This is a genomic window from Xanthomonas sp. WHRI 7064, from assembly GCF_040202355.2.
Classification (GTDB): domain Bacteria; phylum Pseudomonadota; class Gammaproteobacteria; order Xanthomonadales; family Xanthomonadaceae; genus Xanthomonas; species Xanthomonas arboricola.
Map to the genome: position 1 here is coordinate 1,115,227 of NZ_CP167821.1, position 22,087 is coordinate 1,137,313.

23 protein-coding genes are annotated in these 22,087 nt (G+C 66.6%); 6 read left to right on the plus strand and 17 right to left on the minus strand.

Features of this window, described 5'->3' with window-relative positions; genetic code table 11:
* Positions 1-205 precede the first annotated feature (205 nt).
* Complete coding sequence (locus ABQY74_RS04720) at positions 206-880, minus strand: GntR family transcriptional regulator (RefSeq protein ID WP_047128171.1); 675 nt, start codon at positions 878-880, stop codon at positions 206-208.
* 235 nt (positions 881-1,115) lie between these two features.
* On the opposite strand from ABQY74_RS04720, the gene ABQY74_RS04725 reads away from it, so the two are divergent.
* From ABQY74_RS04725 to ABQY74_RS04735, 3 genes are all read left to right on the plus strand, one after another.
* Positions 1,116-2,021 carry a gallate dioxygenase gene (locus ABQY74_RS04725; protein ID WP_024938270.1) on the plus strand — a complete coding sequence of 302 codons (906 nt, stop codon included), beginning with the start codon at positions 1,116-1,118 and terminating at the stop codon, positions 2,019-2,021.
* 10 nt (positions 2,022-2,031) lie between these two features.
* Positions 2,032-2,391, plus strand: a complete 360-nt coding sequence (locus ABQY74_RS04730; protein ID WP_039523676.1) for a protocatechuate 3,4-dioxygenase — start codon at positions 2,032-2,034, stop codon at positions 2,389-2,391.
* A gap of 66 nt (positions 2,392-2,457) precedes the next feature.
* Complete coding sequence (locus ABQY74_RS04735) at positions 2,458-3,459, plus strand: LysR substrate-binding domain-containing protein (RefSeq protein ID WP_016900751.1); 1,002 nt, start codon at positions 2,458-2,460, stop codon at positions 3,457-3,459.
* Between the two features lie 186 nt (positions 3,460-3,645).
* Here the strand turns inward: ABQY74_RS04735 and ABQY74_RS04740 are convergent, their stop codons facing one another.
* From ABQY74_RS04740 to ABQY74_RS04770, 7 genes are all read right to left on the minus strand, one after another.
* Positions 3,646-5,124 (minus strand): AMP-binding protein, encoded by a 1,479-nt coding sequence (locus tag ABQY74_RS04740; protein ID WP_349793609.1) that lies wholly within the window; start codon positions 5,122-5,124, stop codon positions 3,646-3,648.
* Between the two features lie 204 nt (positions 5,125-5,328).
* A complete protein-coding gene (locus tag ABQY74_RS04745; RefSeq protein WP_349793607.1) occupies positions 5,329-6,798 on the minus strand; it encodes an aldehyde dehydrogenase in 1,470 nt (489 codons plus the stop codon).
* 83 nt (positions 6,799-6,881) lie between these two features.
* The gene (locus tag ABQY74_RS04750; RefSeq protein ID WP_016900748.1) at positions 6,882-7,709 is read right to left on the minus strand and encodes a p-hydroxycinnamoyl CoA hydratase/lyase; all 828 of its coding nucleotides are present in this window, start codon (positions 7,707-7,709) and stop codon (positions 6,882-6,884) included.
* Positions 7,710-7,743: 34 nt separating this feature from the next.
* On the minus strand, positions 7,744-8,217 hold the full coding sequence (locus ABQY74_RS04755; protein ID WP_024938266.1) for a MarR family winged helix-turn-helix transcriptional regulator: 474 nt from the start codon (positions 8,215-8,217) through the stop codon (positions 7,744-7,746).
* Positions 8,218-8,362: 145 nt separating this feature from the next.
* Complete coding sequence (locus ABQY74_RS04760) at positions 8,363-8,758, minus strand: hypothetical protein (protein WP_024938265.1); 396 nt, start codon at positions 8,756-8,758, stop codon at positions 8,363-8,365.
* Between the two features lie 203 nt (positions 8,759-8,961).
* The gene (locus tag ABQY74_RS04765; protein WP_016900745.1) at positions 8,962-9,684 is read right to left on the minus strand and encodes a hypothetical protein; all 723 of its coding nucleotides are present in this window, start codon (positions 9,682-9,684) and stop codon (positions 8,962-8,964) included.
* A gap of 81 nt (positions 9,685-9,765) precedes the next feature.
* Positions 9,766-10,668 (minus strand): SMP-30/gluconolactonase/LRE family protein, encoded by a 903-nt coding sequence (locus tag ABQY74_RS04770; RefSeq protein WP_104647051.1) that lies wholly within the window; start codon positions 10,666-10,668, stop codon positions 9,766-9,768.
* Positions 10,669-10,928: 260 nt separating this feature from the next.
* Here ABQY74_RS04770 and ABQY74_RS04775 point away from each other — a divergent pair, with 260 nt between their 5' ends.
* Entirely contained in the window at positions 10,929-12,038 is a 1,110-nt protein-coding gene (locus ABQY74_RS04775; RefSeq protein ID WP_039523684.1) for a Gfo/Idh/MocA family protein, read from the plus strand.
* Positions 12,039-12,310: 272 nt separating this feature from the next.
* On the opposite strand, the gene rlmM is transcribed toward ABQY74_RS04775, so the two are convergent.
* From rlmM to ABQY74_RS04805, 6 genes are all read right to left on the minus strand, one after another.
* Positions 12,311-13,354 carry a 23S rRNA (cytidine(2498)-2'-O)-methyltransferase RlmM gene (gene rlmM / locus ABQY74_RS04780; RefSeq protein ID WP_349793604.1) on the minus strand — a complete coding sequence of 348 codons (1,044 nt, stop codon included), beginning with the start codon at positions 13,352-13,354 and terminating at the stop codon, positions 12,311-12,313.
* A gap of 36 nt (positions 13,355-13,390) precedes the next feature.
* Positions 13,391-13,951 (minus strand): nucleoside deaminase, encoded by a 561-nt coding sequence (locus ABQY74_RS04785; protein WP_024938261.1) that lies wholly within the window; start codon positions 13,949-13,951, stop codon positions 13,391-13,393.
* On the minus strand, positions 13,951-14,367 hold the full coding sequence (locus ABQY74_RS04790; RefSeq protein ID WP_065048025.1) for a hypothetical protein: 417 nt from the start codon (positions 14,365-14,367) through the stop codon (positions 13,951-13,953). The genes ABQY74_RS04785 and ABQY74_RS04790 overlap by 1 nt, the downstream gene beginning before the upstream one ends.
* Positions 14,368-14,543: 176 nt before the next feature.
* On the minus strand, positions 14,544-14,741 hold the full coding sequence (locus tag ABQY74_RS04795; RefSeq protein ID WP_164741726.1) for a hypothetical protein: 198 nt from the start codon (positions 14,739-14,741) through the stop codon (positions 14,544-14,546).
* Positions 14,742-14,856: 115 nt separating this feature from the next.
* Positions 14,857-15,786: a DMT family transporter gene (locus tag ABQY74_RS04800; protein ID WP_104560213.1), complete on the minus strand. Its 930-nt coding sequence runs from the start codon at positions 15,784-15,786 to the stop codon at positions 14,857-14,859.
* A 217-nt stretch (positions 15,787-16,003) separates the two neighbouring features.
* The gene (locus ABQY74_RS04805) at positions 16,004-17,743 is read right to left on the minus strand and encodes a glutamine--tRNA ligase/YqeY domain fusion protein (protein ID WP_039523690.1); all 1,740 of its coding nucleotides are present in this window, start codon (positions 17,741-17,743) and stop codon (positions 16,004-16,006) included.
* A gap of 243 nt (positions 17,744-17,986) precedes the next feature.
* On the opposite strand from ABQY74_RS04805, the gene ABQY74_RS04810 reads away from it, so the two are divergent.
* A complete protein-coding gene (locus ABQY74_RS04810; RefSeq protein ID WP_349793601.1) occupies positions 17,987-18,628 on the plus strand; it encodes a glutathione S-transferase family protein in 642 nt (213 codons plus the stop codon).
* A 1-nt stretch (position 18,629) separates the two neighbouring features.
* Positions 18,630-18,860 (plus strand): DUF2007 domain-containing protein, encoded by a 231-nt coding sequence (locus ABQY74_RS04815; protein ID WP_016900736.1) that lies wholly within the window; start codon positions 18,630-18,632, stop codon positions 18,858-18,860.
* 141 nt (positions 18,861-19,001) lie between these two features.
* On the opposite strand, the gene ABQY74_RS04820 is transcribed toward ABQY74_RS04815, so the two are convergent.
* The 3 genes from ABQY74_RS04820 to ABQY74_RS04830 are packed head-to-tail and all read right to left on the minus strand — an operon-like array spanning position 19,002 to position 22,077.
* The gene (locus ABQY74_RS04820; RefSeq protein WP_228600634.1) at positions 19,002-19,466 is read right to left on the minus strand and encodes a response regulator; all 465 of its coding nucleotides are present in this window, start codon (positions 19,464-19,466) and stop codon (positions 19,002-19,004) included.
* Positions 19,463-21,373, minus strand: coding sequence for an ATP-binding protein (locus ABQY74_RS04825; RefSeq protein ID WP_349793598.1), 1,911 nt, complete (start codon positions 21,371-21,373; stop codon positions 19,463-19,465). Before ABQY74_RS04825 ends, ABQY74_RS04820 begins: the two co-directional genes overlap by 4 nt.
* Complete coding sequence (locus ABQY74_RS04830) at positions 21,370-22,077, minus strand: response regulator transcription factor (RefSeq protein WP_115510502.1); 708 nt, start codon at positions 22,075-22,077, stop codon at positions 21,370-21,372. Before ABQY74_RS04830 ends, ABQY74_RS04825 begins: the two co-directional genes overlap by 4 nt.
* Between the last annotated feature and the right edge of the window lie 10 nt (positions 22,078-22,087).

The following is a 22,087-nucleotide window of genomic DNA, read 5'->3' on the forward strand; positions in this document are numbered from 1 at the left end:
ACTCTCTGGCGTGGAAATCCGCAGGTATCCGCGGCATGCACGCCGGTGTATCTGCGTGCATGCCGCGGCGCAGACGAATGCAGCACGCTGATGCAGGCAACGCTGCATGCAGCGCAAGCCCGGGTAGTCCTACGTTCGAGTTCTGAGCTGTGCAGGCTGCTGCGCCAGGCCAGTGCACGCTGTCCGCGCCAAACCCGTGCGCGCGTCAGATGCCCATGCTGTGGCGCTGGGTATTGGCGTGCTCGCGGAACAACAGCTCGGCACGCGCGCCATCGCGTTGTTCGATGGCCGAGACGATGGCGCCGTGCTGCCGATGTCCGTAGTACAGATCGTCGTAGGCCAGGCTGGGCGAGCGTTGGCCGAACACCACATTGACCGGGCTGACGAAGGGCACCACGGTGCACCGGTCCACGGTCTCGGTCAGGATCGGCTTGTTGGCGGCCACCACGATGGCGCGGTGGAAGCGGGCATTCATCGCGCCATAGGCCTGCTCGTCGTCGGCATCCAGGCTGCGCGTGGCCAGGATCCGGTCGCCTTCGCCCAGACAGGCATGCAGCGTGGCCAGCAACGCAGCCGAGGCGCCCTGTTCGGCGACGGCGCGTGCAGCCATGCCTTCCATCAGGGCGCGCACCGCCAGGGCGTCCAGGCTCTCCTGCTGGCTGAAACGTCGCACCGCATAGCCGCGGTTACCGGCCTGCACAAGAAGGCCTTCCTGGCACAGCGCCGGCAGGGCCTGACGGATCGGAGTGCGCGAGATAGCCAGTCGCTCGGCCAGCGCGGCCTCGGTGATGCGCTCACCGGGGGCGAAGGTGCCGCACAGAATCAGTTCGCGTAGCTGCTGGACCGCTTGCAATCGGTGGTTGTTCGCCATTGGCTCCATTCTCTCGCGCCGTACTGCAGCGCACGTTCCTTCGAAGGGGAAAACTCGCAAAACCGGTATAAAAACCTTGCAGATGAGAGCGCTTGGTGGCACTTTGGATCCCAAGGATACCGTTTTGGCGGTCCGGAGTGGCTGGTCGGCGTTGTTGGGATCCCAAAGCGGGACGGATTTCGACTCAATCAATGATGCGCAATCGGCCAGCAGTGGTGGCCGGCGTGCATCGCAGGAGTGCAGCATGGCAAGCATCATCGGCGGCATCGGAACCTCGCACGTTCCCACCATCGGGGTGGCCTACGACAAGGGCAAACAGCAGGATCCATTGTGGAAGCCGTTGTTCGACGGCTACACACCGGTGGCTGCCTGGTTGGCTGAGCAGCAGGCAGACGTGCTGGTGTTCTTCTACAACGACCATTGCACGACGTTCTTCTTCGACCTGTATCCGACCTTCGCCCTGGGCATCGGCGAGCGCTTCCCGGTGGCCGACGAAGGCGCAGGGCTGCGCAACCTGCCGCCGATCCGCGGCGATGTGCAATTGCAGGCGCATATCGCCGAATGTCTGGTCAACGACGAATTCGATCTGACTGTCTTTCAGGACAAGCCGATCGACCATGGCTGCGCGGCGCCGCTGCCGTTGCTGTGGCCGCACGTGCCGGACTGGCCGGGCACGGTGGTGCCGATCGCGATCAACGTGCTGCAGTACCCGCTGCCGACCGCGCGCCGTTGCTATCGCCTGGGCCAGGCGGTGCGGCGGGCGATCGAATCCTATCCGGAGGATCTCAGGGTGGTGGTGGTGGGCACCGGCGGGCTGTCGCACCAGATCCACGGCGAGCGCACCGGTTTCAACAACACCGACTGGGACATGGAATTTCTGGACCGCTTCCAGCATGCGCCGGAAACGCTGACCGATCTCACCCACACCGATTACGTGCGCCTGGGTGGCGCCGAGAGCGTGGAGCAGATCATGTGGCTGGCGATGCGTGGCGCGCTGGGCGGGCCGATCCGCAAGCTGCATCAGAACTACTATCTGATGACCACCACCGCGATGACGGTGGTGCTGTACGAGCCGGGCGTCGAAGCCGCTGACGCGCCGTCTTCGGCGCAATTGCTCGCGCACGCCACGTCTACCGCGAATGCTGCATGAGGGCCGGCCGATGAATCCGCAAGTACAGGGCATGGACCAGATCGGCGGCACTTACCTGTTCGATCTGCGCACCAGCAACCGCGCGTTGCGCATCAACCGATTCTTCTGGCATATGATCCGCGCCCCATGGCGCGACCGCTTTCTGGAAGATTCCGAAACCCTGATGCAGGAAGCCGGCCTCACCGAGCATGAAAAGGCGCTGATCCGTGCGCGCGACTGGCTCGGCCTGGTGCAGTACGGCGCCAATTTCTTCGTCATCGAAAAATTCGCCCGCGTGGTGCGCATGACCAATCTGCAGGTCTACGCCATCATGCGTGGCGAATCCTTCGAAGATTTCATGCAGACCCGGCGTGTACCCGATGCACGCTGAGCTGCAGGCGGCGGCCTGGTGCCGTCCCGCCGCATTCCCCGACTTCCCAACGTAAGGTCTACCCCCATGACCATGTCCTCCGTGTTCTTCGAACACCGCATCAAGGTCCGGCATCTACGTGTCATCGAGGCGCTGGACCGGCAGAAAAGCCTGCTCCGCGCCTCACGCGTCTTGAACGTCACCCAGCCCGCATTGACGCGTGCCCTGCAGGAGATCGAAGAGATCGTCGGCGCGCCGCTGTTTGAGCGTCATTCGCGCGGCGTGCGCCCCAATGCAATGGGCGAGGTGCTGGTACAGACCGCGCATGTCGTGCTCGGCCAGTTGCGCCGCGCGCAGGACACCTTCGAGGGGCTGCTGCAGGACGATGCGCTCACCATCACCGTGGGCGCGTTGCCGGTCGCCGCCAGCGGCCTGTTGCCGGCCGTGCTGGCCGCCTTGTATCGCGCCGAACCCACGCTGCGGGTACGCCTGCTGCACGGACGCACCGACGAACTGCTGCCCAAGCTGGCCGGCAACGAGATCGACCTGGTGGTGGGCCGGCTGTATCCGCTGGCCCGCTACGACGCGTTGATCCGCAAGGTGCTGTACCAGGACCCGATCGCGCTGGTGGCGCGCAGCGATCACCCCCTGTTTGCCAATGGCCAGGTGCGCATCGCCGAAGCCGCTGCGTATCGCCAGGTGTTGCCGACGCTGAGCCAGCACGTCGAGCGCGACGTGGCGCAGGTGATGCGCGAGCACGGGCTGGCCACGCGCGATCAGCTGCGTTCCAGTTCGGCCAGCTTCACCCGCGAGATCCTGCTCGGCACCGACAGCATCGCGGTGATGCCGAGCATGATGGTGGCCGGGGATATCGCACGCGGCGAGCTGCGTGCCTTCCAGCTGCAGCAGCCGTCGCAGGCGCGCGCAGGCGGGGTGATCTATCGCGATGGCAGTGCCATCCACAAGCCCGGCGTGCGCCTGTTGATGCGCGAACTGGAACACCAGTTGGCGGTCATGGCCGAGCAGGGGGCGGTGTGGGTGGACGACCAGATCAGCGAGGACAACTTGTTGCTGGGCGAGTCCGCGTGATCGATTGAGCGCGGCATGCGCGGCGCAAGCCGCTGCCGTGTCGGGATGGCGCTGGAGTGCGGCATGCACACAACGGGCAGCTCAGGCTGCCCGTTGTGCTGTCTGGCATCGGTCGCTGCCTTGGCTGGGGCAGCGAGCCTGCGGGTCACTGCCGGCTGCTCGCGGCGTAATCCACATCCGGCCGCATCACGTCTCGGTGGCCAGCGCATCTTTCAGGCGCGCCTTCTGCAGCTTGCCGGTCGCGGTGCGCGGCAGTGCCTCGACCACGCGCAGGTGCTTGGGCACCTTGTACTTGGCCAGCCGTTCGATCAGATAGACGCGGATCTGCTCCAGATCCGGCGTCTCGTCGGCCGGTACGATCGCCAGGTAGCCCACCTCCCCCCATTGCGGGTCGGCGATCCCCACCACTGCGCATTCGCGTACCTGCGGGTGATCGGCAAGCAGCGCTTCGATCTCGGCCGGATACACGTTCTCGCCGCCGGAAATGAACATGTCCTTCTTGCGATCGACGACCCAGAAGAATCCGTCGGCATCGCGCCGCACGATGTCGCCGGTGCGGAACCAGCCGTGCTCGTCGAGCGCAGCGGCGCTTGCCTGCGGGTCGCGCCAGTAGCCGGGGCTGAGGTTGGGGCCGCGCAACAACAGCTCGCCGGGCATGCCGACCGGGCAGTCGTTGCCATCGCCATCGACCACGCGCGTCTGCACCGCAGGGGTCGAAATGCCGACTGCGCCCAGCTTGTCGCGGATCACCGCGCAGTCCACCGACATGCCGAACACCGTGCCGGCTTCGCTCATGCCGAAGCCGCTGACCATCGGCACACCGTCGTCCAGCCAGCCGAGCAGGTCATCGCTGGCGTGCGGCGCGCCGCCGCTGACCAGCGCGGTGAGATGCCGCAGCGACGCCGCGTCGAAACCGGGCTGGCTGCGGAAGGCCTGCATCATCTGCGGCACGCCGACGTAATGGGTGATGCCCAGCGACTGGTCGCTCAGCCAGCCCAGCGTGCGCCTGGGCTCGAAGCCGTTGGAAACCTGGATCGAGCCGCCCACCGCCAGCACCGGGCGCACGTTGGTGGCCAGGCCGATGATGTGGAACATCGGCGCTTCGCACAGGAAACTGCTGCCGGCATCCACGCGCGTGGTAACGCCGAAGTTGTGCGCCACCTGCTGCAGGTTCTGCTCGCTCAGCATCACGCCTTTGGGCTGGCCGGAGGTGCCGGAGGTGAACAGGATCAGGCTGATGCGTTCGGGTGGAATCGACCCGGTGTTCGCCGGTTCGAGCGTGTTCGCCGCATCGACGAAGTCGGCCAGCGAGGCGACATCGGTGCGCCCTGCCGCAACGTCGTCGCCCAACAGCAGGTGTGGCTCGGCGCGCTGCAGCAATGCATCCAGTTCGGCCGTGCTCAGCCGCCAGTTGAGCGGCACGTAAATCGCGCCGACGCGTCCACAGGCGAAATGCAGCGCCACCTGCCAGACCGAATTGCGCGCCAGCACGGCGAGCCGTTCGCCATCGATGCAGCCGCGCGCCTGTAGCAAGGCGGCCAGACGGCCGATCAAGATATCCAGTTCTGCGTACGTCCATTGCCGGTCCTGCAGCAGGTCGCGGGCGGCAAGCCGGTGTGGGGTGAGACGGGCGTGGAAGGAGATCGAGTCGGTCGGCATGGTCATGGCGCTGTCTTCCGAATGCAGATTGGGGGAGTGACTGGCGTGAGTGCGACGGCTGCGGCTGAAGGTTGACGCGTGTGCGAAAACACCTGGCGAACGTTCACCAGAAAGTGCGAACACACCGCAGGAACCGATGGACAAGGCAGTGCCTGTCGCATCGCGTTGCGACCGCGCTCTGGTGGTTGCGCGGTCGGTGAGCTGAAGGGCCTAATTGAGGTAGATGGTTTTGGTTTCTAGGAAAGCGTGCAGCCCTTCGATGCCGCCTTCGCGGCCGATCCCGGAGTGCTTGACCCCGCCGAACGGCATGTCGAAGTCCACCCACATGCCATTGATCGAATGACTGCCACTGCGCACGCGGCGGGCGATGCGATAGGCGCGATCGGGGTCCTCGCTGTAGACCGTGCCGTGCAGGCCGAAGTCGCTGGCATTGACCTTGGCGATCAGGTCGGCCTCGTCGTGGTAATCGATGAAGCTCACCACCGGGCCGAAGATCTCTTCGCGGGCGATGGTCATGTCCGGGGTCACCCCGGCAAACACCGTCGGCTCGATGAAGAAGCCGCGCGGCAGATGCGTCGGCCGGCCGCCGCCCATGACTAGGCGTGCGCCCTCGGCGCTGCCTTGTGCGATGTAGGACTGCACGCGCTCGAGCTGGCGGCCAAGCGCCAACGGGCCCATGCCGGTCTCGGCTGCGAACGGGTCGCCCAGCTTGAGCGCGCCCACAGCCGCGCAGTACGCCTGCAGGATCTGGTCGCGTCGCTGCGCCGGCACCAGCACGCGGGTGAGTGCGAAGCACACCTGGCCGGTGATCGGCATCGAGTAGGGCACCAGGCTGGGCAGCAGCTTGGCGATGTCTGCATCGTCCAGCACGATCGCGGCCGACTTGCCGCCCAGCTCCAGCCCGACCCGCGCCAGGCGCTCGGCGCAGGCCACGCCGATCAGCCGCCCGGCCTGGGTGGAACCGGTGAAACTCACCTTGTCCACCTGCGGATGGCGGATCAGCTGTTCGCCGACCTCGCGACCGCCCGGCAGCAGATTGAACACGCCACCGGGCACGCCGGCGGCGCTGATGCACTCGGCCAGGATGTAGGCATCGATCGGCGTTTCCGGCGAGGGTTTGGCCACCACCGTGCAACCGGCCGCCAGGGCCGCAGCGACCTTGTAGCAGAGCAGTACCAGCGGGGCGTTCCAGGGAGTGATCGTGGCGACCACGCCCACCGGCTCCTGCACGATATGCACGCGGCCGCCGTTGGCACGTGCACGCGGCTCCACGAATGGGTGGGTCGCGATCAGATCGCCGTAATAGTCGAACAGGCCGGGTGCTTGCTGCGAGGCGCGGCGACTGAAGCCGATCGTGGCGCCGACCTGTCCGGTCCAGGCCTCGGCCAGCTCCGGCAGGCGCGCACGCAGCTGTGCGGCCACGCGCTTGAGCACGACGCCACGCTCCTGCGGCGATAGCTGCGGCCAGGGGCCGCTGTCGAACGCGGCACGCGCGGCGGCGATGGCCGCCTCGGTGTCTGCCGGCGAGGGCTCGGTGTAGCGCAGCAGGCGTTGTTCGGTGTGTGGGGCAATCACATCGACGTCGCGATCGCCGCTGCTTGCGCGCCATTGGCCATCGATGAACAGGCCCAACGGCCCACGCGCAGCGATCCCGCGCAGGGTTGCGGACAAGGCTTCCATACTCCCTCCTCGGTGCAGAAAACCACTGGCAGCGCCAGCGATGCGCGTGCTGCACGCATCGCTTCAGGCGCCGTAGGACGTGCTCAGGCGCTGTTTTTGGTCAGGTCGTATTCGCCCAGGCCGGGCTTGTAGCTCTTCTCGTCGATGAACTGACGGATGCCTTCCTTGCGGGCGTTGTTGTCGAACGAATTGGCTGCTTCCTGCATGCGCACCAAGTAATCTTCGGCTTCGTCGTAGGTCATGGTGCCGACCCGGCGCACGGCGTCCTTTGCATACTTCAGCGCGACCGGATTCTTCTTGAGCAGTAACTGGGCCACTTCGCGGGTGCGTGCTTCCAGCCGTTCCAGCGGCACGCTTTCGTTGACCAGACGCCATTCGGCGGCCTTCTTGCCGTCGACCATTTCGCCGGTCAGCGTCATCCACATCGCATCGCGCATGGACAGCAGTTCCACCGCGACCTTGGTGACGCCGCCGCCGGGCAGGATGCCCCAGTTGATTTCCGACAGGCCGAACTGCGCCTCGTCGGCGGCGATCGCCAGGTCACAGGCGAACAACGGCCCGAAACCGCCACCGAAACACCAGCCATTGACCATCGCGATGGTGGGTTTCTGGTACCAGCGCAGGCGGCGGAACCAGCCGTAGGATTCGCGCTGCGAGCGACGCACGCCGCGCAGGCCCTGCGCCTCGGTCTCGCGGAAATATTCCTTCAGGTCCATGCCGGCCGACCAGGCGGTGCCTTCGCCACCGAGTACCAGCACGCCGACGTTGTCGTCGAATTCCAGCTCGTCCAGTACGTCCATCATGCGGCGGTTGAGCGCCGGGCTCATCGCATTGCGTTTGTCGGGGCGTGCGAACTTCACCCAGGCAATGCGGTTTTCGATACGGACCGATACCACGTCATGCTCGTTCAAGCGGCGTCTCCTTCGAGTCGGTACAGAGTGGAAGTCACAGTTCTTCGGCGAGCGCGGCGTCCGGCACGTTTGCCCGTTCCAATGTGGCGCTGGCGTTCAACTTGCAGAGCAGGCGCAGCAAGGTCTGCTGCTCGCTGGCCTGCAGGCCGGTGCAGGTGCGCGCGACTGCCCGCGCCAGACAGCCCTGCGCGGTGCCGAGCGTGCGCTCGCCAAGCGGGGTGAGGTACAGGCCCTTGCTGCGTCGGTCGCGGCCGGCCAGGCGCTCGATCAGGCCCTGCTCGGCCAGTGCGTTGGCGATCTTCATGCCGGCAGCGCGATTGACCAGCAGGCGGTTGCCCAGTTCGGTCTGGTCGCAGCCGGGCTGGTCGCGGATGTGGATCAAGGCGGTGACGCGCGCCGGGGTCAGATGCAGTTCGGCCAGTTCCTGGCGCGCGGCATGGCTGGAGGCCAGGGTCGCCAGTTGCAATTGATAGCCAAGGTCTGCGGCAAGGGCCAGGCGAGCGCTCATCGATCCATCCAAATTGTATCCGTTAAATACAATCTAGCCGACCGAAGCGGGCACTGCAAGAGGTTGTGGCGGTCATAAACGAAGGGCCGTGCGCGCCTGCGTAGCGCGGACGCGCGCGGCCCTGTTCGTGATGCTGCCGAATGACTTACTGGATCAGCCAGCCGGCCAGCTGTTCGCGGCTCAGGTGGCCGCTGTGCTGGGTGTCGAGCGCGTCGAATTCATCGGCCAGTGCCGGGTTGGCCTGTGCCTCGGCGCGGCTGATGCTGCCGTCGCCGTCGGTATCCATGGCCTGGAAATCGATGCGGTAGCTGCCGACCACGCTGTTGGGCTGGATCGAGCGCACGATCACGCTGGACTCGCCGCGCGGACGCTCCAGCTGGGCCTGATGGGTAACCTCGCCGCTGGACAGCGGCTGGGTGCGAATCACGTTGGGCACCTCGATCAGCGGCATGCTGCTGGCCGGCGTCGGCGCCTGTTGCGCGAGCGCGTGGCCGCCGAGCAGCAGCAATACGGAAAACGAAACGGTACGAACGGTGGTCATCAGATCCCCCTGATGTGGAACAGCCCGCAAGCATAGAGGCTGTCGGGCGTCCTGAGGTGTGCAACGTGCGCTCGATGTCTGACGACAGTGCCTGCATGCACTAGCTGACGGTGCGGCGTGCGCGATGCGGCATCGGCAACCGGGATGGGATCCGGAGCCAATGGCTGCATCGCTACCTCGCACGCTGCACCCGGGACAGCGGCTCAGCCGGGGATGAATGGAAACACGATCTTCAACAAGCCCTTCAGACCGCCCTCGGCAGTGCTGGCCACGGCTTTGGCGCCCAGGCTGTTGAGCGCGCGCCGTACGTCTTCCCAACGCACCTGCGCGATGTCCTTCTTCAACAGGTCCGCCACTTCTTCGGCGGTGGGTGTGAGCTTTTGCAGCTCGCGCACGGTGGCCTGCGGATCCGGCTGCAGATAGCCCCAGCGCTCGGCGACTTTCAGCAGCGTGTCGAAGCGCACCGCGACCACTTCGCGATTGCGCTCGTACACCGGCAAGGCACCCACATCCAGGATGGCCTGTTCGAATTGCTGCGCGTCATCCGGGTGTTCGATGCGCACCGCCAGAAAGCCTTCCTTGCGGCTACGCTCGCTGACGTGCTTGGCACCGGAGCGCAGGTTGTCTTCGGTGAGCACGTTGGCGACGATGCGCTGCATTGCCGCGTCGCCTTCTTCGGGCACCAGCGAGCGCCAGCGCGCATAGCCGTCGCGACGCAACGCCTTGACCTTGGCCGAGGTCACCCGCAGCTGCAGCGCGACCATCGCGTTGGAGCTGTTGCGCGAGATGGCGCCGTCGCGTTCGAGCAGCACGAAGATCAGCAATTCCAGATCGCGCTTGGTCAGCGATTGGAATCCCTGCAGCAGGGTCAGGCGCAGGAATTCGTTGCCGAAGGCAGCCGCGTCCTTGAGTTCGATCGGTTGCATGGGGAGTCCTCCACGGGTGACCTGCAGGATGCCAGGACGCTGTTGCGCGACCTGAGAACCGTTGCGACGCGCGCAGCAGTTTCAGCGTCCGGTTTCGCGGCCCGGACGATCGGACCTGAACGTTTCAACTGCGCCACGATCCTGCAAGGTGACGAACACCTGTTTGCCATCGGTGCCGCCGAACGCGACGTTGCTGGCCTTGCGGCCCTTCAACGCGACCGTGCGCAGCAACTTGCCCTGCGGCGAGACCACCGCGATCTGCCCGGCATCGTAGCGAGCGATATAGAGGTTGCCGTCGGCATCGCAACGCATGCCATCCATGCCGAAGTCCGGGAAGCTGATCAGCAGGCGCTTGTTGCGCAGGCCGCCATCGACGCGGTCGTATACCCACACCTTGCGCGACATGCTTTCGTTGACGTAGAGATGCTTGCCGTCGGGGCTGACGTCCAACCCGTTGGGCGTGGTCATGCCCGATTCCATCAACGTGACGACGCCCTCGCGGCTGATGTGCCACAGGCGGCCGCTGTTGTCCTTCCAGTTCGGGTCGCTTGCATAGAAGCTGCCATCGGGCGCGATCGCCAGATCGTTGGGGCCGTCGGCGTCGGGCAGCGAGGCGAAGGTGCTGACCGCGCGCGTCTGCAGGTTCACCTGCAGGATCTTGTGGCCGGTGAAATCGGCCACGTACATCGTCCCGTCGCGGAAGCGGATGCCATTGCCGGTGCTGCCCTCGGGCAAGGTCACAAACACCTCTGCCTTGGCGCTGCCATCGGCGTGCAGGGCAATGCGTGCGATGGTGCCGTCCTTGCCCAGATTCACCGCATAGAGCGCGCCATCCGGTCCGGCTGCAGGACCTTCGGCATTGTGGGTGAAGGCGCCATCGCCGATCAGGTCGCGCGCAACGAACGGCGCATCGGCAGCGGTCGCCAGCGAGCTGGACAACAGCAACGCCAATGGCAGGAAACGGCGGCGGGCAACAGCGGTCATGCGGCATGCTCCAGATGGGATCGTTGCCAGTGTGCCAGAACGTGCGCAGCGGCCATGGCGGTGATCACGCACGATCAAGTAAGGTGCCCGGGCAGCATTGGCCGACGAGCGACCAACAGAAGCACTGCGTCCGCCTGCGGGCAGTGCGATTGGGCGCGGTGCGGCATGTACCCACTGACACTCCGGTGCGAGTGTGTCGTCGTCACTGACGAACGCACGCGATGGTGTCAGCCGCTCTCAATCTTGCCAAGGAGGTTTGCATGTCCGTGGAATCGATCACACGTCGCCGTTTGCTCGCCGCGTTCGGCGGTGCTGGCATCCTGCTTGCTGCGCCCGGCTGGGCATTGCCGAAGAAAAAGCCGGGCAAACCGCTCAACGTGGCGTTGGCCGGCCTGGGCAGTTATGCCAGCGAACAGCTCGCGCCGGGCCTGGCATTGACCAAGCATTGCAAGCTGGCCGGCATCGTCACCGGCACGCCCGCGAAGATTCCGCAGTGGCAGGCCAAGTACGGCATCGCCGACCGCAATGTCTACAACTACGAGAACTTCGACCGGATCGCCGACAACGACGACATCGACGTGGTCTACATCGTCACGCCGACCCATCTGCATGCGCCGCTGACCCTGCGCGCGGCGGCGGCCGGCAAGCACGTCTGGTGCGAAAAGCCGATGGCGATGCATGCCGGCGAATGCGAGGCGATGATCGCGGCTTGCAAGCGCAACAAGGTGGCGCTGACCATCGGTTACCGCATGCAGCACGAACCCAACACGCGTCGCCTGATCGCGATGGCCAGCGAGAAACCGTTCGGCGCGATGCAGCGTGTGCGCGCCGAGGCCGGGTACAACGGCTATCACGATGCGACCAAGGCCGATCGTCCGTGGCGCTTGCGCTCCAAGTTCGGCGGCGGGGCGATGTACGACATGGGCGTGTATCCGCTCAATGCCGCGCGCTACACGGTGGGCAGCGAGCCGTTGGCCGTGACCGCCAAGCGCTGGACCGATCGCCCCGAATTGTTCGACGAAGTCGACGAGCATATGGACTTCACCCTGGAATTCCCGAACGCGGTGCGTGCCGAGTGCAAGACCAGCTTCGGGAACAACATGAATGTGCTGCGTGCCGAATGCGAGCGCGGCTGGTACGAGTTGTCGCCGTTCCAGAGCTACCAGGGCGTGACCGGCAAGGCCAGCGACGGGCGCGTGTTCGACGCCAAGGTGCCGCACCAGCAGGCACTGCAGATGGACGAGGACGCGCTGGCGATTATCAATGGCACCCCGCTGCGTGCGCCCGGCGAAGAAGGCCTGCGCGACATCCGCATCGTCGATGCGATCTACCGCTCGGCCCGCGAGGGCAGCAAGCGAATCGTGCTCTGATCGCGCCCAGCTTCGTCAATCGACGGAGCTGCCCGCCGAAGCGAAACGAGCAGGCTGGCGCGCACCAGCCTGCCACGATGAAGTCCCCAAGGGCCGTGCAGTCCAGCACCGAAAGCGGCTGCCGATCAATCACGCCGGACTGCCAGCACTGCCGACTGCGCTGATGTGGAACGCCACACCAAATTAGGCGATACCCGCCAGCACCCACAGCAACAACGCCACCAATCCCCCGCTTTTACGATTCCCAGTTCCCGATTCCCGATTCCCCGCTCTCAACCCCGCATCGCCAACACCGTGATCTCCTCACGATCGTGATACAGCTGCTTGGCACGCACGATCAGCGATTTCTCGGCCTGCTGCTCGAACAGGTCCAGGCACAGGCGGGTCTCGTCCCAGCGCTTTTTCATCGGCAGCTTGAGGTTGAAGATGGTGTTGCGGCACCAGCCTTCGCGGACCCAGGTGGCCATGCGTTCGGCCACGCGGCGCGGTTGCTCGACCATGTCGCAGACCATCCAGTCCAGCGCCTGCGCAGGCTTCCAATGAAAGCCGTCGGCACGCAGATGCTCGACCAGGCCGGTCTCCAGCACGTGCTCGCGTAGCGGGCCGTTGTCGACGCTGGTGACATGCACATGCTGGCGGGTGAGCACCCAGGTCCAGCCGCCGGGAGCTGCGCCCAGGTCGGCGGCGCGCATGCCGGGCTTGACCAGCGCTTCGCGTTCGTCCGGCGCGAGCAGGGTGAGCAGGGCTTCGTCGAGCTTTAGCGCCGAGCGCGATGGCGCCTCCGGCAACAGCTTCAAACGTGGAATGCCCAGAGGCCAGGGCGCGCTGTCGGCACTGTCGGCCACCGCCAGCAAGGCGTGGTCGCCATCGAGAAAACAGATGTGCAGCCGTGCCAGGCGCGGCTGCGGCTTGTCGGTGAGCAGGCCGGCCTTGCGCAAGGCCGGACGCAAGGCATTGCCGAAGCTGCGCGCCAGCCCTGCCAGCGGCTTGCCCGCGTCCGAATCCGGGTGTTCCACCCACAGATCGCCGAAACGCGGCTGGCCTTCCAATGCGGCCAGGATCGGCGTGATGCGGTCCTTAGGGTCGATGCCCTTGAGTTCGGCAATCACCACCAGCTTCTGCCGCGCGAAGATCAGCTCGCGCCAGTGCAGTTTCGCAGCCAGTTGTGCGGCCTCATCGCAGACGAACAGCACATAGCCGTCGTTGCGCTGGGTACGTGCATAGCCGGCGATGCCGACGAATGCGGCACGCGCACTCAACTCGGCGGCCAGCTCCGGCTCGAAGCCCTGGCGGCAGTAACACAGCAGGCCGCTCATCGCAGTGCCTGGCGTGCGCGATCGCTGCGGGGCAGATCAGTAATGGTCACCGCCGCCCTCGCCATAGTTGCGCAGTACCGCGCAGGCCTGGTCGCGATGCACGTCGCGCACTACCTCGATGCCGCGGCGCGTGAGCTCGCCCACCCAGTCGGCAGGCAGCGGGCCTTCGTCGAATTCGGTCAGCGCCATCACGTCTTCGGCGCGTGCGCCGATCAGCAGGCGGTCGATGCCGGCCCACACCGTGGCGCCGTAGCACTGGCAGCACGGCTGCGCGGAGGTGGCCAGCGTCACTGGCGACAGCACATCGTTCAGGCGCGGCGTCTGCAGGCGCTGCTGCGCGAGCATGTAGGCCATGTTTTCGGCATGCGCCAGCGAGGTGGTCTGCGGCACCACGCGGTTCACCGCCGCGGCGATGATGCGGTGGTCCGGGCCGAACACGACCGCACCGAACGGGCCGCCGCTGCGCTCCTGCACATTCATCCGCGACAGTTCGATTGCCAGCGCCACCTTGTCCTCGTCGCTGGGATAGGCGCGGCTGTCGTCGACATGCGCGTGGATCCAGTCGGGCAGCGTGAGGTGGACTTGCGCGTAAAGCATCAGTGGACCATTTCTGTAGAGGGGGGAGCGGGGCGCAGTGTATCGGCCTGGGCGTCCTTTGCGGCACATTGCCCGGCCACGCACTGGCAGGCGCTGATCTCGCGGAAGCCGCATACGCTCATCATGCCGCTTGCCTGGCACTGCGCCATCACGCCTTTGGGGTCGGTGGCACTGTTGACGTTGACGCAGGCCGGGAAGGCGCCGCAGCAGTTGCCGACGTTCTTCACCGTGCAATCGGCGTCGGTGCGGCAGGTGGTGGTCACGGTGACCGGTTTGCCGGTGGCCGGGCCACTTGCCGAGCCGGTCGCCGGAGGCGGCGCGGCGGTATCGGCCGGTGGTGCGGCCACGCAGCCGATCGACACCAGGCAGGCCAGCAGCAACAGCGTGCTCAGACACCGGGACAAAAGACGGGACATGCGGCCGCTCCGATCAGGACAGGTGAGCGGCCATGGTAAGCCCCGGATGCGCTGAATGTGGCGCGCGCTGGATCAGCTACGGAAACCCCTGGGATCGGCGGCCTTCACGCGTTGCGGCTGACGACCCTGGCCGGGGCGCGGCGTGTGACCGCAACACGCCTGCAGTTTCACCGCAGTCAACGCTGTCTGCGCAGCGCCAGGTGGCAGCGCGTGGCAAGGTCCAGTTGCTGCATGCTTTCGTCGCGGCGATCGCTGGGCAGATCGTCATCTGGCCGGCTCGGAAGAAGCGTGCAGAACACCTCGGCCGGGGTCACCGCGTTCGAGACGGGTGGCTGCGGCGAGCAGGCCGCCAGGCCGATCGACAGCGAAAACACCGCGCTACGCAGCGTGTTTGCAGGCGGGCGTGGACATGGTTGTGGGAGGCACATGGCGGCGTTGCTGGCGGACACAGCCTGCAATCTAGGCCGCTGCGTGCATCAGGTGCCGGCGTCATTTCGCTTCCGCATGCAGTGCTGCGCACCACAGCACGCCGACCAGCAGGCAGGCGATGGCGGCCAGCTCCAGTGGCGTGGGCAGGCGCATTTCCCAGGCAAAGCCGTATAGCAACGCAAAGACCGTCTCGAATACGATCATCTGGCCAACCAGAGTCAGCGGCAGCACCCGGCTGGCCCGGTTCCACAAGGCGTTGCCGATTACCGAGGCCAGGATGCCCAGCAACAGCGAGATGCCCCAGAAACTGGCCCAGTCGATCGGCGCATGTGGCGCGCTGCCGATCAGTGCGGCCGGCGCCAACAACAGCGCCAATGCGCCGGTGACCACACCGGTCAGCAGCGACCAATCGCCACCGGACAGGTCCGGGCGCCGCCGCAGCCAGCGCGCATTGCCGATGGAGTAGGCCGACCACGACACCAGTGCACCGACTGCGCAGAGCAGGCCGGCGATGCGGGTGGTGCGATCGCTGGCGTGGTGAGCGGCATCATGTTGCAAGGTGTCCAGGGCGACCAGCGCCACGCCGATGACGCACAACACGCAGGGCGCGGCCAGGCGTCGCAGTTGCACCGCGCCTGCGGCCCGCGTGCCGATCACGGTGACCACCACCGGCAGCAGGCCGATGATCAATGCGGTCGCCGCGCTGCCGGCCCACTGCACCGCGCTGCCGAGCAGCACGTAATAGATTAGGTTGCCCAACAGGCTCAGGCGCACCAGCGCCCACCATTCGGCGCGCCCCAGCCGCGCAGCGGTCTGGCGCGCGCGCGGTGCCAGCACCAGGGCTGCGACCGCGCCATACGACAGGTAACGGGCAACGGCCAATTGCAACGGCGTAAACGCCGCCAGCAACTGCGGCGCCAGAAACACCAGTCCCCATAACGCACCTGCGCCGATGCCGCAGGCAACACCCACCATCAAGCGCTCACGCATCGTGCTGCTCCTTCATGCCATGCAGCATGCAACGAAGTGCGGCACGCAGTCTCCATTGCGCTTGCTCATCAACTCAGAAGATACCGCTCTGAGGCGTCGTCCCCGCTGGCTGCATCACGCGCGATGACCACCAGCTGTGCGCCGATCGCCGCAGGCCTGGCTGCGGCTGCCTGCCGCCATTCCCGCGCCGGATGGCTGGCATCCGGCGCGGTCTGAATCACTTGGCCCAGGTGTCGCGCAGGGTCACGCTGCGGTTGAACACCGGCGTGGCAGCGCTATGGTCGCGGCGATCGGCAACGAAGTAGCCGGTACGCTCGAACTGGAACGACTGCTCGGGCGCTGCCTGTGCCGCGCTCGGCTCCACATAGCCGCGCACGCTGCGCTTGGACTCGGGGTTGAGATAGTCGCGGTAGGTCTTGCCTTCGGACTCGTCATCGGGCTTCTCCACCGAGAACAGGCGGTCGTACAGGCGGATTTCCGCTTCCACCGCATGCGCGGCGCTGACCCAATGGATGGTGCCCTTGACCTTGCGGTTGGCGCCTTCCATGCCCGGACGCGACTCCGGGTCCAGCCAGCCCCGCAGCTCGACGATCTCGCCCGCGTCGTTCTTGATCACCTCGTCCACGCGCGCAATGCCGGCGCCGCGCAGGCGGATCTCGCCACCGGGCACCAGGCGCTTCCAGCCCTTGGGCGGGACTTCGGCAAAATCCTCGCGCTCGATCCACAGTTCGCGCGCGAACGGCACCTCGCGTGTGCCGAAGGATTCGTCCTTGGGATGGTTGGAAAAGCTCAGCGTCTCGCTGTGGCCTTCCGGCAGATTGGTCAGCACCAGCTTGAGCGGGTCGACCACCGCCATGCGGCGCGCCGCGGCCGCATCCAGGTCCTCGCGCAGGCAGCCTTCCAGCACCGAGAAATCGATCAGCGAGTTCTGCTTGCTGATCCCCACCCGATCCACGAACAGGCGCATCGCCGCCGGCGTATAGCCGCGCCGGCGCAGGCCCTGCAGCGTGTACATGCGCGGGTCGTCCCAGCCATCCACCAGCTGTTCTTCCACCAGCGCGGTGAGCTTGCGCTTGCTCATCACCGTGTAGTTGATGTTCAGGCGCGAAAACTCGATCTGGCGCGGCTTGGCGGCCTCGCGCGGAAGCCCCTTGTCCAGCAGCGGCTGCAGCAGCTCCGGATGCGCGGCCAGGTCCACCTTGTCCACGCACCAGTCGTAGAGCGGGCGGTGGTCTTCGAATTCCAGCGTGCACAGCGAATGGGTGATGCCTTCCACCGCATCGCCCAGCGAATGCGCGAAGTCATACATCGGGTAGATCGGCCACGCATTGCCGGTGTTCTGATGCTCGACATGCTTGATGCGGTACAGCGCCGGGTCGCGCAGGTTGATGTTGCCGCTGGCCATGTCGATCCTGGCGCGCAGGGTGCGTGCGCCATCGGGGAATTCGCCGGCACGCATGCGCCGGAACAGGTCCAGGTTTTCCTCGACGCTGCGTTCGCGGAACGGCGAATTGCGGCCGGGCTCGGTCAGCGTGCCGCGGTATTCGCGCACCTGCTCGGCGGACAGGTCGCAGACGAAGGCATGGCCGTCGCGGATCAGTTTTTCCGCGGCCAGGTAATACACCTCGAAATAATCCGATGCATGGCGCAGCTGCGCCCACTCGAATCCGAGCCAGCGCACGTCGTCCTGGATGGCGACCACGAACTCGGGGTCTTCCTTGGCCGGGTTGGTGTCGTCCAGGCGCAGATTGCACAGCCCGCCGAACTCGGAGGCCAGGCCGAAATCCAGGCAGATCGCCTTGGCGTGGCCGATATGCAGATAGCCGTTGGGCTCGGGCGGGAAGCGGGTGCGGATGACCGTGTGCTTGCCGCTGGCCAGATCCTCGCGGACGATCTGGCGGATGAAGTCTTTCTTCTCCGCCGGGGCGGTGGCGTCGGTGGCTAGGGTCTCGGACATGCGCGCATCAGCAATAGGTAAACCGCAAGTTTAGGCGGTGGCACCGGTTAGGGGTAGGCGGCGTGTCGGGGGCGTACATCGCGCGCCACCTGCGCGCAGTGGTCTTGCGCGCAAGCGCCTTGCTGCCTGGGGCTGCACGGGCTGACTGCACCCAGGCCGGGTGCCATCGGCAGGCGGCACAGCGGGCTGGCCGGCACCGCCGCCGGCGCGTACGCTGCGGCGATCCTTCGGAGTGCCCCACGCATGCCTTTGCCCCGCCTGGTGATCGGCGACAAGACCCTGTCCTCCTGGTCGCTGCGCCCGTGGCTGCTGCTGCGGCACTTCCAGGTACCGTTCGAAGAGATCGCGCTGCCGCTGGATACGCCGCAATTCCAGGCCCGCATCGCCGGTTATTCGCCCACCCGCAAGGTGCCGGTGCTATGGGACGACACCCTGCATGTCTGGGATTCGCTGGCGATCTGCGAATACGTCAACGAACGCTGGCTGGATGGCCGCGGCTGGCCGGCCGAGCTGTCGGTGCGGGCGCAGGCCCGCGCGGCGGCGGCGGAAATGCACTCGGGCTTTGTGGATTTGCGCACCCAGCTGCCGATGAACCTGGCCCGCGCGCCTGGCCCGGCCCGCTGGGACGCGGCTGCCAAGCGCGACATCACCCGCATCCAAGCGCTATGGGCCAGCCTGCGCGCCGAGCACGGCCATGCCGGGCAGTTCCTGTGCGGCGACTTCGGCATTGTCGATGCGATATTCGCCCCGGTCGCGCTGCGTTTTGCCAGCTACGGCGTGCCGCTGTTCGAGGCTGCCGGCGATTACCTGGCCGCACTGGATGCACTGCCGGCACTGCGCGAGTGGAAGCAGGACGCCGAGCGCGAACGCCTGGAGCGCGGCTGACATGCAGATCGCGTATCGCGCCAGTCACATCATCGACGCGCATCTGGCCAAGCACGCGCTGGAGGATGCCGGTATCACCGCCTTCGTGTTCGGCGAGTCGCTCTTGGGCGGTGCCGGGGAACTGCCTGCCTTCGGCGTGCTGCAGGTCTGCGTGGCCGACCTGCACCTGAGCCAGGCACAGGCGGTACTGGCAGAGATCGGCCTGTGCGGCGAGGTCACCCGCGCGCTGTAGCGCAGCGCCCGTCGCAGGAGCGCACCCGGGCGCGCCGAGGCTGTGCCGATAAACGCCACGTCGCGCCCGGGCGCGCTTCTGCGCTGGTGTTATCGGCAAAGCTCCGGTCGCGCCCGGGTGCGCTCCTACGATGTGCGCGCGTCATTCCGGCTTACGCCACCCTGGCGGCGCCGCATCCGGTGCGGCCAGCGCCCGCAGGCGTTTGAACAGCACGGTGGTTTCGGCCACGTTCCAGACCCGCAGCGCGACCTCGAAGGTGTCCAGCGGCTTGGTCAGGAAGTCCTTGGCGCCCAGGCCCAGGGCGCGATGGCGCGCGCTGCGGCTGGGGTCGGCGGTGAGCACGATCACCGGCAGGAAGTGGCCGGGATCGGACAGCCGCGCCAGTTGTTCCAGCAGTGCATAGCCGTCGAGTTCCGGCATCTTCAGATCCAGCAGGATCAGGTCCGGCGCGAATGCCGACACCAGCCCCATCACCCGCAATGGGTCGGTGGTGGCGATGACCTGCTGGAAGCCTTCGCGCTGCAGCAGGTCTTCGAGCAGCCGCACATTGGCCGGCTCGTCGTCGACGATGAGGATGCGGGAACCCAGGATTTCGTCGCGTGTCATGCCAGCAGTCCGTCGATCACAGTGAAGAATTCCGCCACATCGAGCGGCTTGGTCAGATACGCGCGCACGCCCTGATTGCCGACGCGCGCCAGGGTGGCGGTGGTGGCATCGGCACTGATCACCACCATCGGCACGCCGGCCGTGGCCGGCTGCGCCTGCAGCTCGCGCAGCAGCTCTTCGCCGTTGCCGTCGCTCAGATGCAGGTCCAGCAGGATCAGGTCCGGCACGCCGTGCTGCAGCAGCGCGCGCGCCTGCGCCAGGCTGGCCGCTTCCAATAGCTGCCATTGCGGGCGACGTTCGCTGAGGGTGCGGATCAGGGCCTGGTTGGACGGGTTGTCTTCGATGCTCAACAGCCGGCATACGCCGGTGCCCGCGTTACTCGGCGGCACGATGGCGCGCGCCGGCTCGCTGCGTTGCGGTTCGCCCTGCGGCAGCGAGATCCAGAAGCGCGCGCCATCGCGGCTGCTGTCCACGCCGATGCGCCCGCCCATCGCCTCGATCAGCCGCTTGCTCAGTGCCAGGCCCAAGCCGGTGCCTTCCACCGCCGAGCGCTCGGCACCCAGCCGCTCGAACGGCGTGAACAGCCGCTCGATCTGCGCCGGTGTCAGGCCCGCGCCCTGGTCGGCGACCGTGATGCGCACCTGCTCGCCATCCGGCTGCGCGCTCACCTGCACCTGGCCGCCGGTGCGATTGAACTTGACCGCGTTCGACAGCAGGTTGAGCAGTACCTGGCGCAGCCGCTGTGCATCGGCGCGCACTGTCCACGGCCCGTCGATGGCGGCCGGCTGCAGCGCGATGCCATGCTTGTCCGCGTCCGGCGCGATCAGGCCCAGCGCCTCGTGCACGGCCGCGCGCACCGAGATCGGCTCCGGGCTCAGATCCAGTTGGTCGGCTTCGATCCGCGCGATGTCCAGCAGCTCGGTGATCAGCCCCAGCAGGTGTCGGCCGGCGCCGAGAATATGCTGCAGATGACGGCGATGCCCGGGCTCGGGCAGATCCATTTCCAGCACCTGCGCATAGCCCAGGATTGCATTGAGCGGCGTGCGCAATTCGTGGCTGCTGCGCGACAGGAATTCGGTCTTTGCGCGGTTGGCGGTTTCTGCCTCGCGCCGTGCCAGTTGCGCTTCGGCCGCACGTGCGGCCAGCAGTTCGCTGGCCTGCGCCAGGCGCTGGCCGACCTGGCCCAGCTCGTCGCCGGCGCGCGGCTGCGGCGCCAGCGGCAGGCCTTCGCCCAATCGGTCGGCGTTAGCCGCCAGCGTGCGCAGGCGCCCGGAAAGTGCCGAGGCGAACCACGCCACCGCGAACACCGCGCCCAGGCCGCCCAGCATTGCCGCACTTAAAGTGATGATGAGATTGCGCTGGCGCAGCCCTTGCGCCTTGGCGGTACGTACCTGCAATTGCGCGGTTTCGTAATTGCGCAGTTCGCGCAGTTCGGCACGCAGGATGTCGAGCTTGTACTTGCCGTCCCACAGCTGGCGGATCTCTTCTTCGCGGCTCAGATCCGGCGCCAGCAGCCGGCGCCACCCCTGCATTTTTTCCGCAAACAACGGTTTGATGCGCGCAAACCGCTGCGCCTGCCCCGGGTCGGTGATGCGTTGCGACAGCCGCTCGGCCACCCGTTGCAGGCGCGGCTCGGCATCGCGGTACGGGGTGAGGAATTCATCGCGGCGCACCAGCCGATACCCGCGCACGCCGGCCGCGGTTTCGGCCAATAGCGCGTGTGCTTCGTACAGATCGCTCAACACCTCCAGCGTCTGCCGCACATCGTTTTCGGCGGCGATGTTCTGCCGCTCCACGCTGTAGATCGCCATCAAGGCCACCGCCAGCAGCAGCAGCGGCAGGGTCACCACCGCCAGGCTCTTGCGGGTGATCGGCCAATCGTTCCAACGCACCGCCATTGCATTCATAGCGCGAGTCCGGCTTGGACCGCGTACACCGCGGCCTGGGTGCGATCTTTTACCTCAAGTTTCTGCAGGATTCGCTCCACATGCACTTTGACCGTGCCGGGAGAAATCCCCAGTTCAGCTGCCAGCGTCGCATTGGTGAGGCCGCGTGGCAGCAGGGACAGCACCTGTTTCTCGCGTTTGCTGAGCGCGGTGAGGCGGTCGTCCTGCACCGGCTTGCGCCGACGCGTGGCGAGCGGTCTGGCCGGTTCGGCCACCATCGCCGGCAGCAGCAGTGCGAAGGCCTGCAGCGCCTGCACATCGTCGTTGCCGGGGGCGGGACGGGTGTCGTTCCAGGCCACGCACAGCATGCCCAGGGTGCTGCCCAGCGCCTGGATCGGCACCTTGGCCTCGCGGATATCGGCCGGGCGCGGTGGCATCAGCCAGGCCGCTTCATGGCTGTCGCCGGCTGCGCTGGCACCGGGCGGCAATGCGCGGCCGCGGCTGGCCAGCACCTGCGCGCGTGGCCCACGCTGTGCCAGCACCGCGCCATGTTCCAGGCCCAGCAACAGCAGCACCCGGCCCAGTACCGCGTCGCAGGCCTGTTCCGGCGTCTGTGCCTGACGCAGCGCCACCGCGACCTCCCAGAGCGCCTGCCAGCGTGCGCTGTCGGATGCTTCGCGGCGTAGCGTCAGGCGCCAATCGCCAGCATTGGTAGGGGTTTCCATGAGTTCGCTC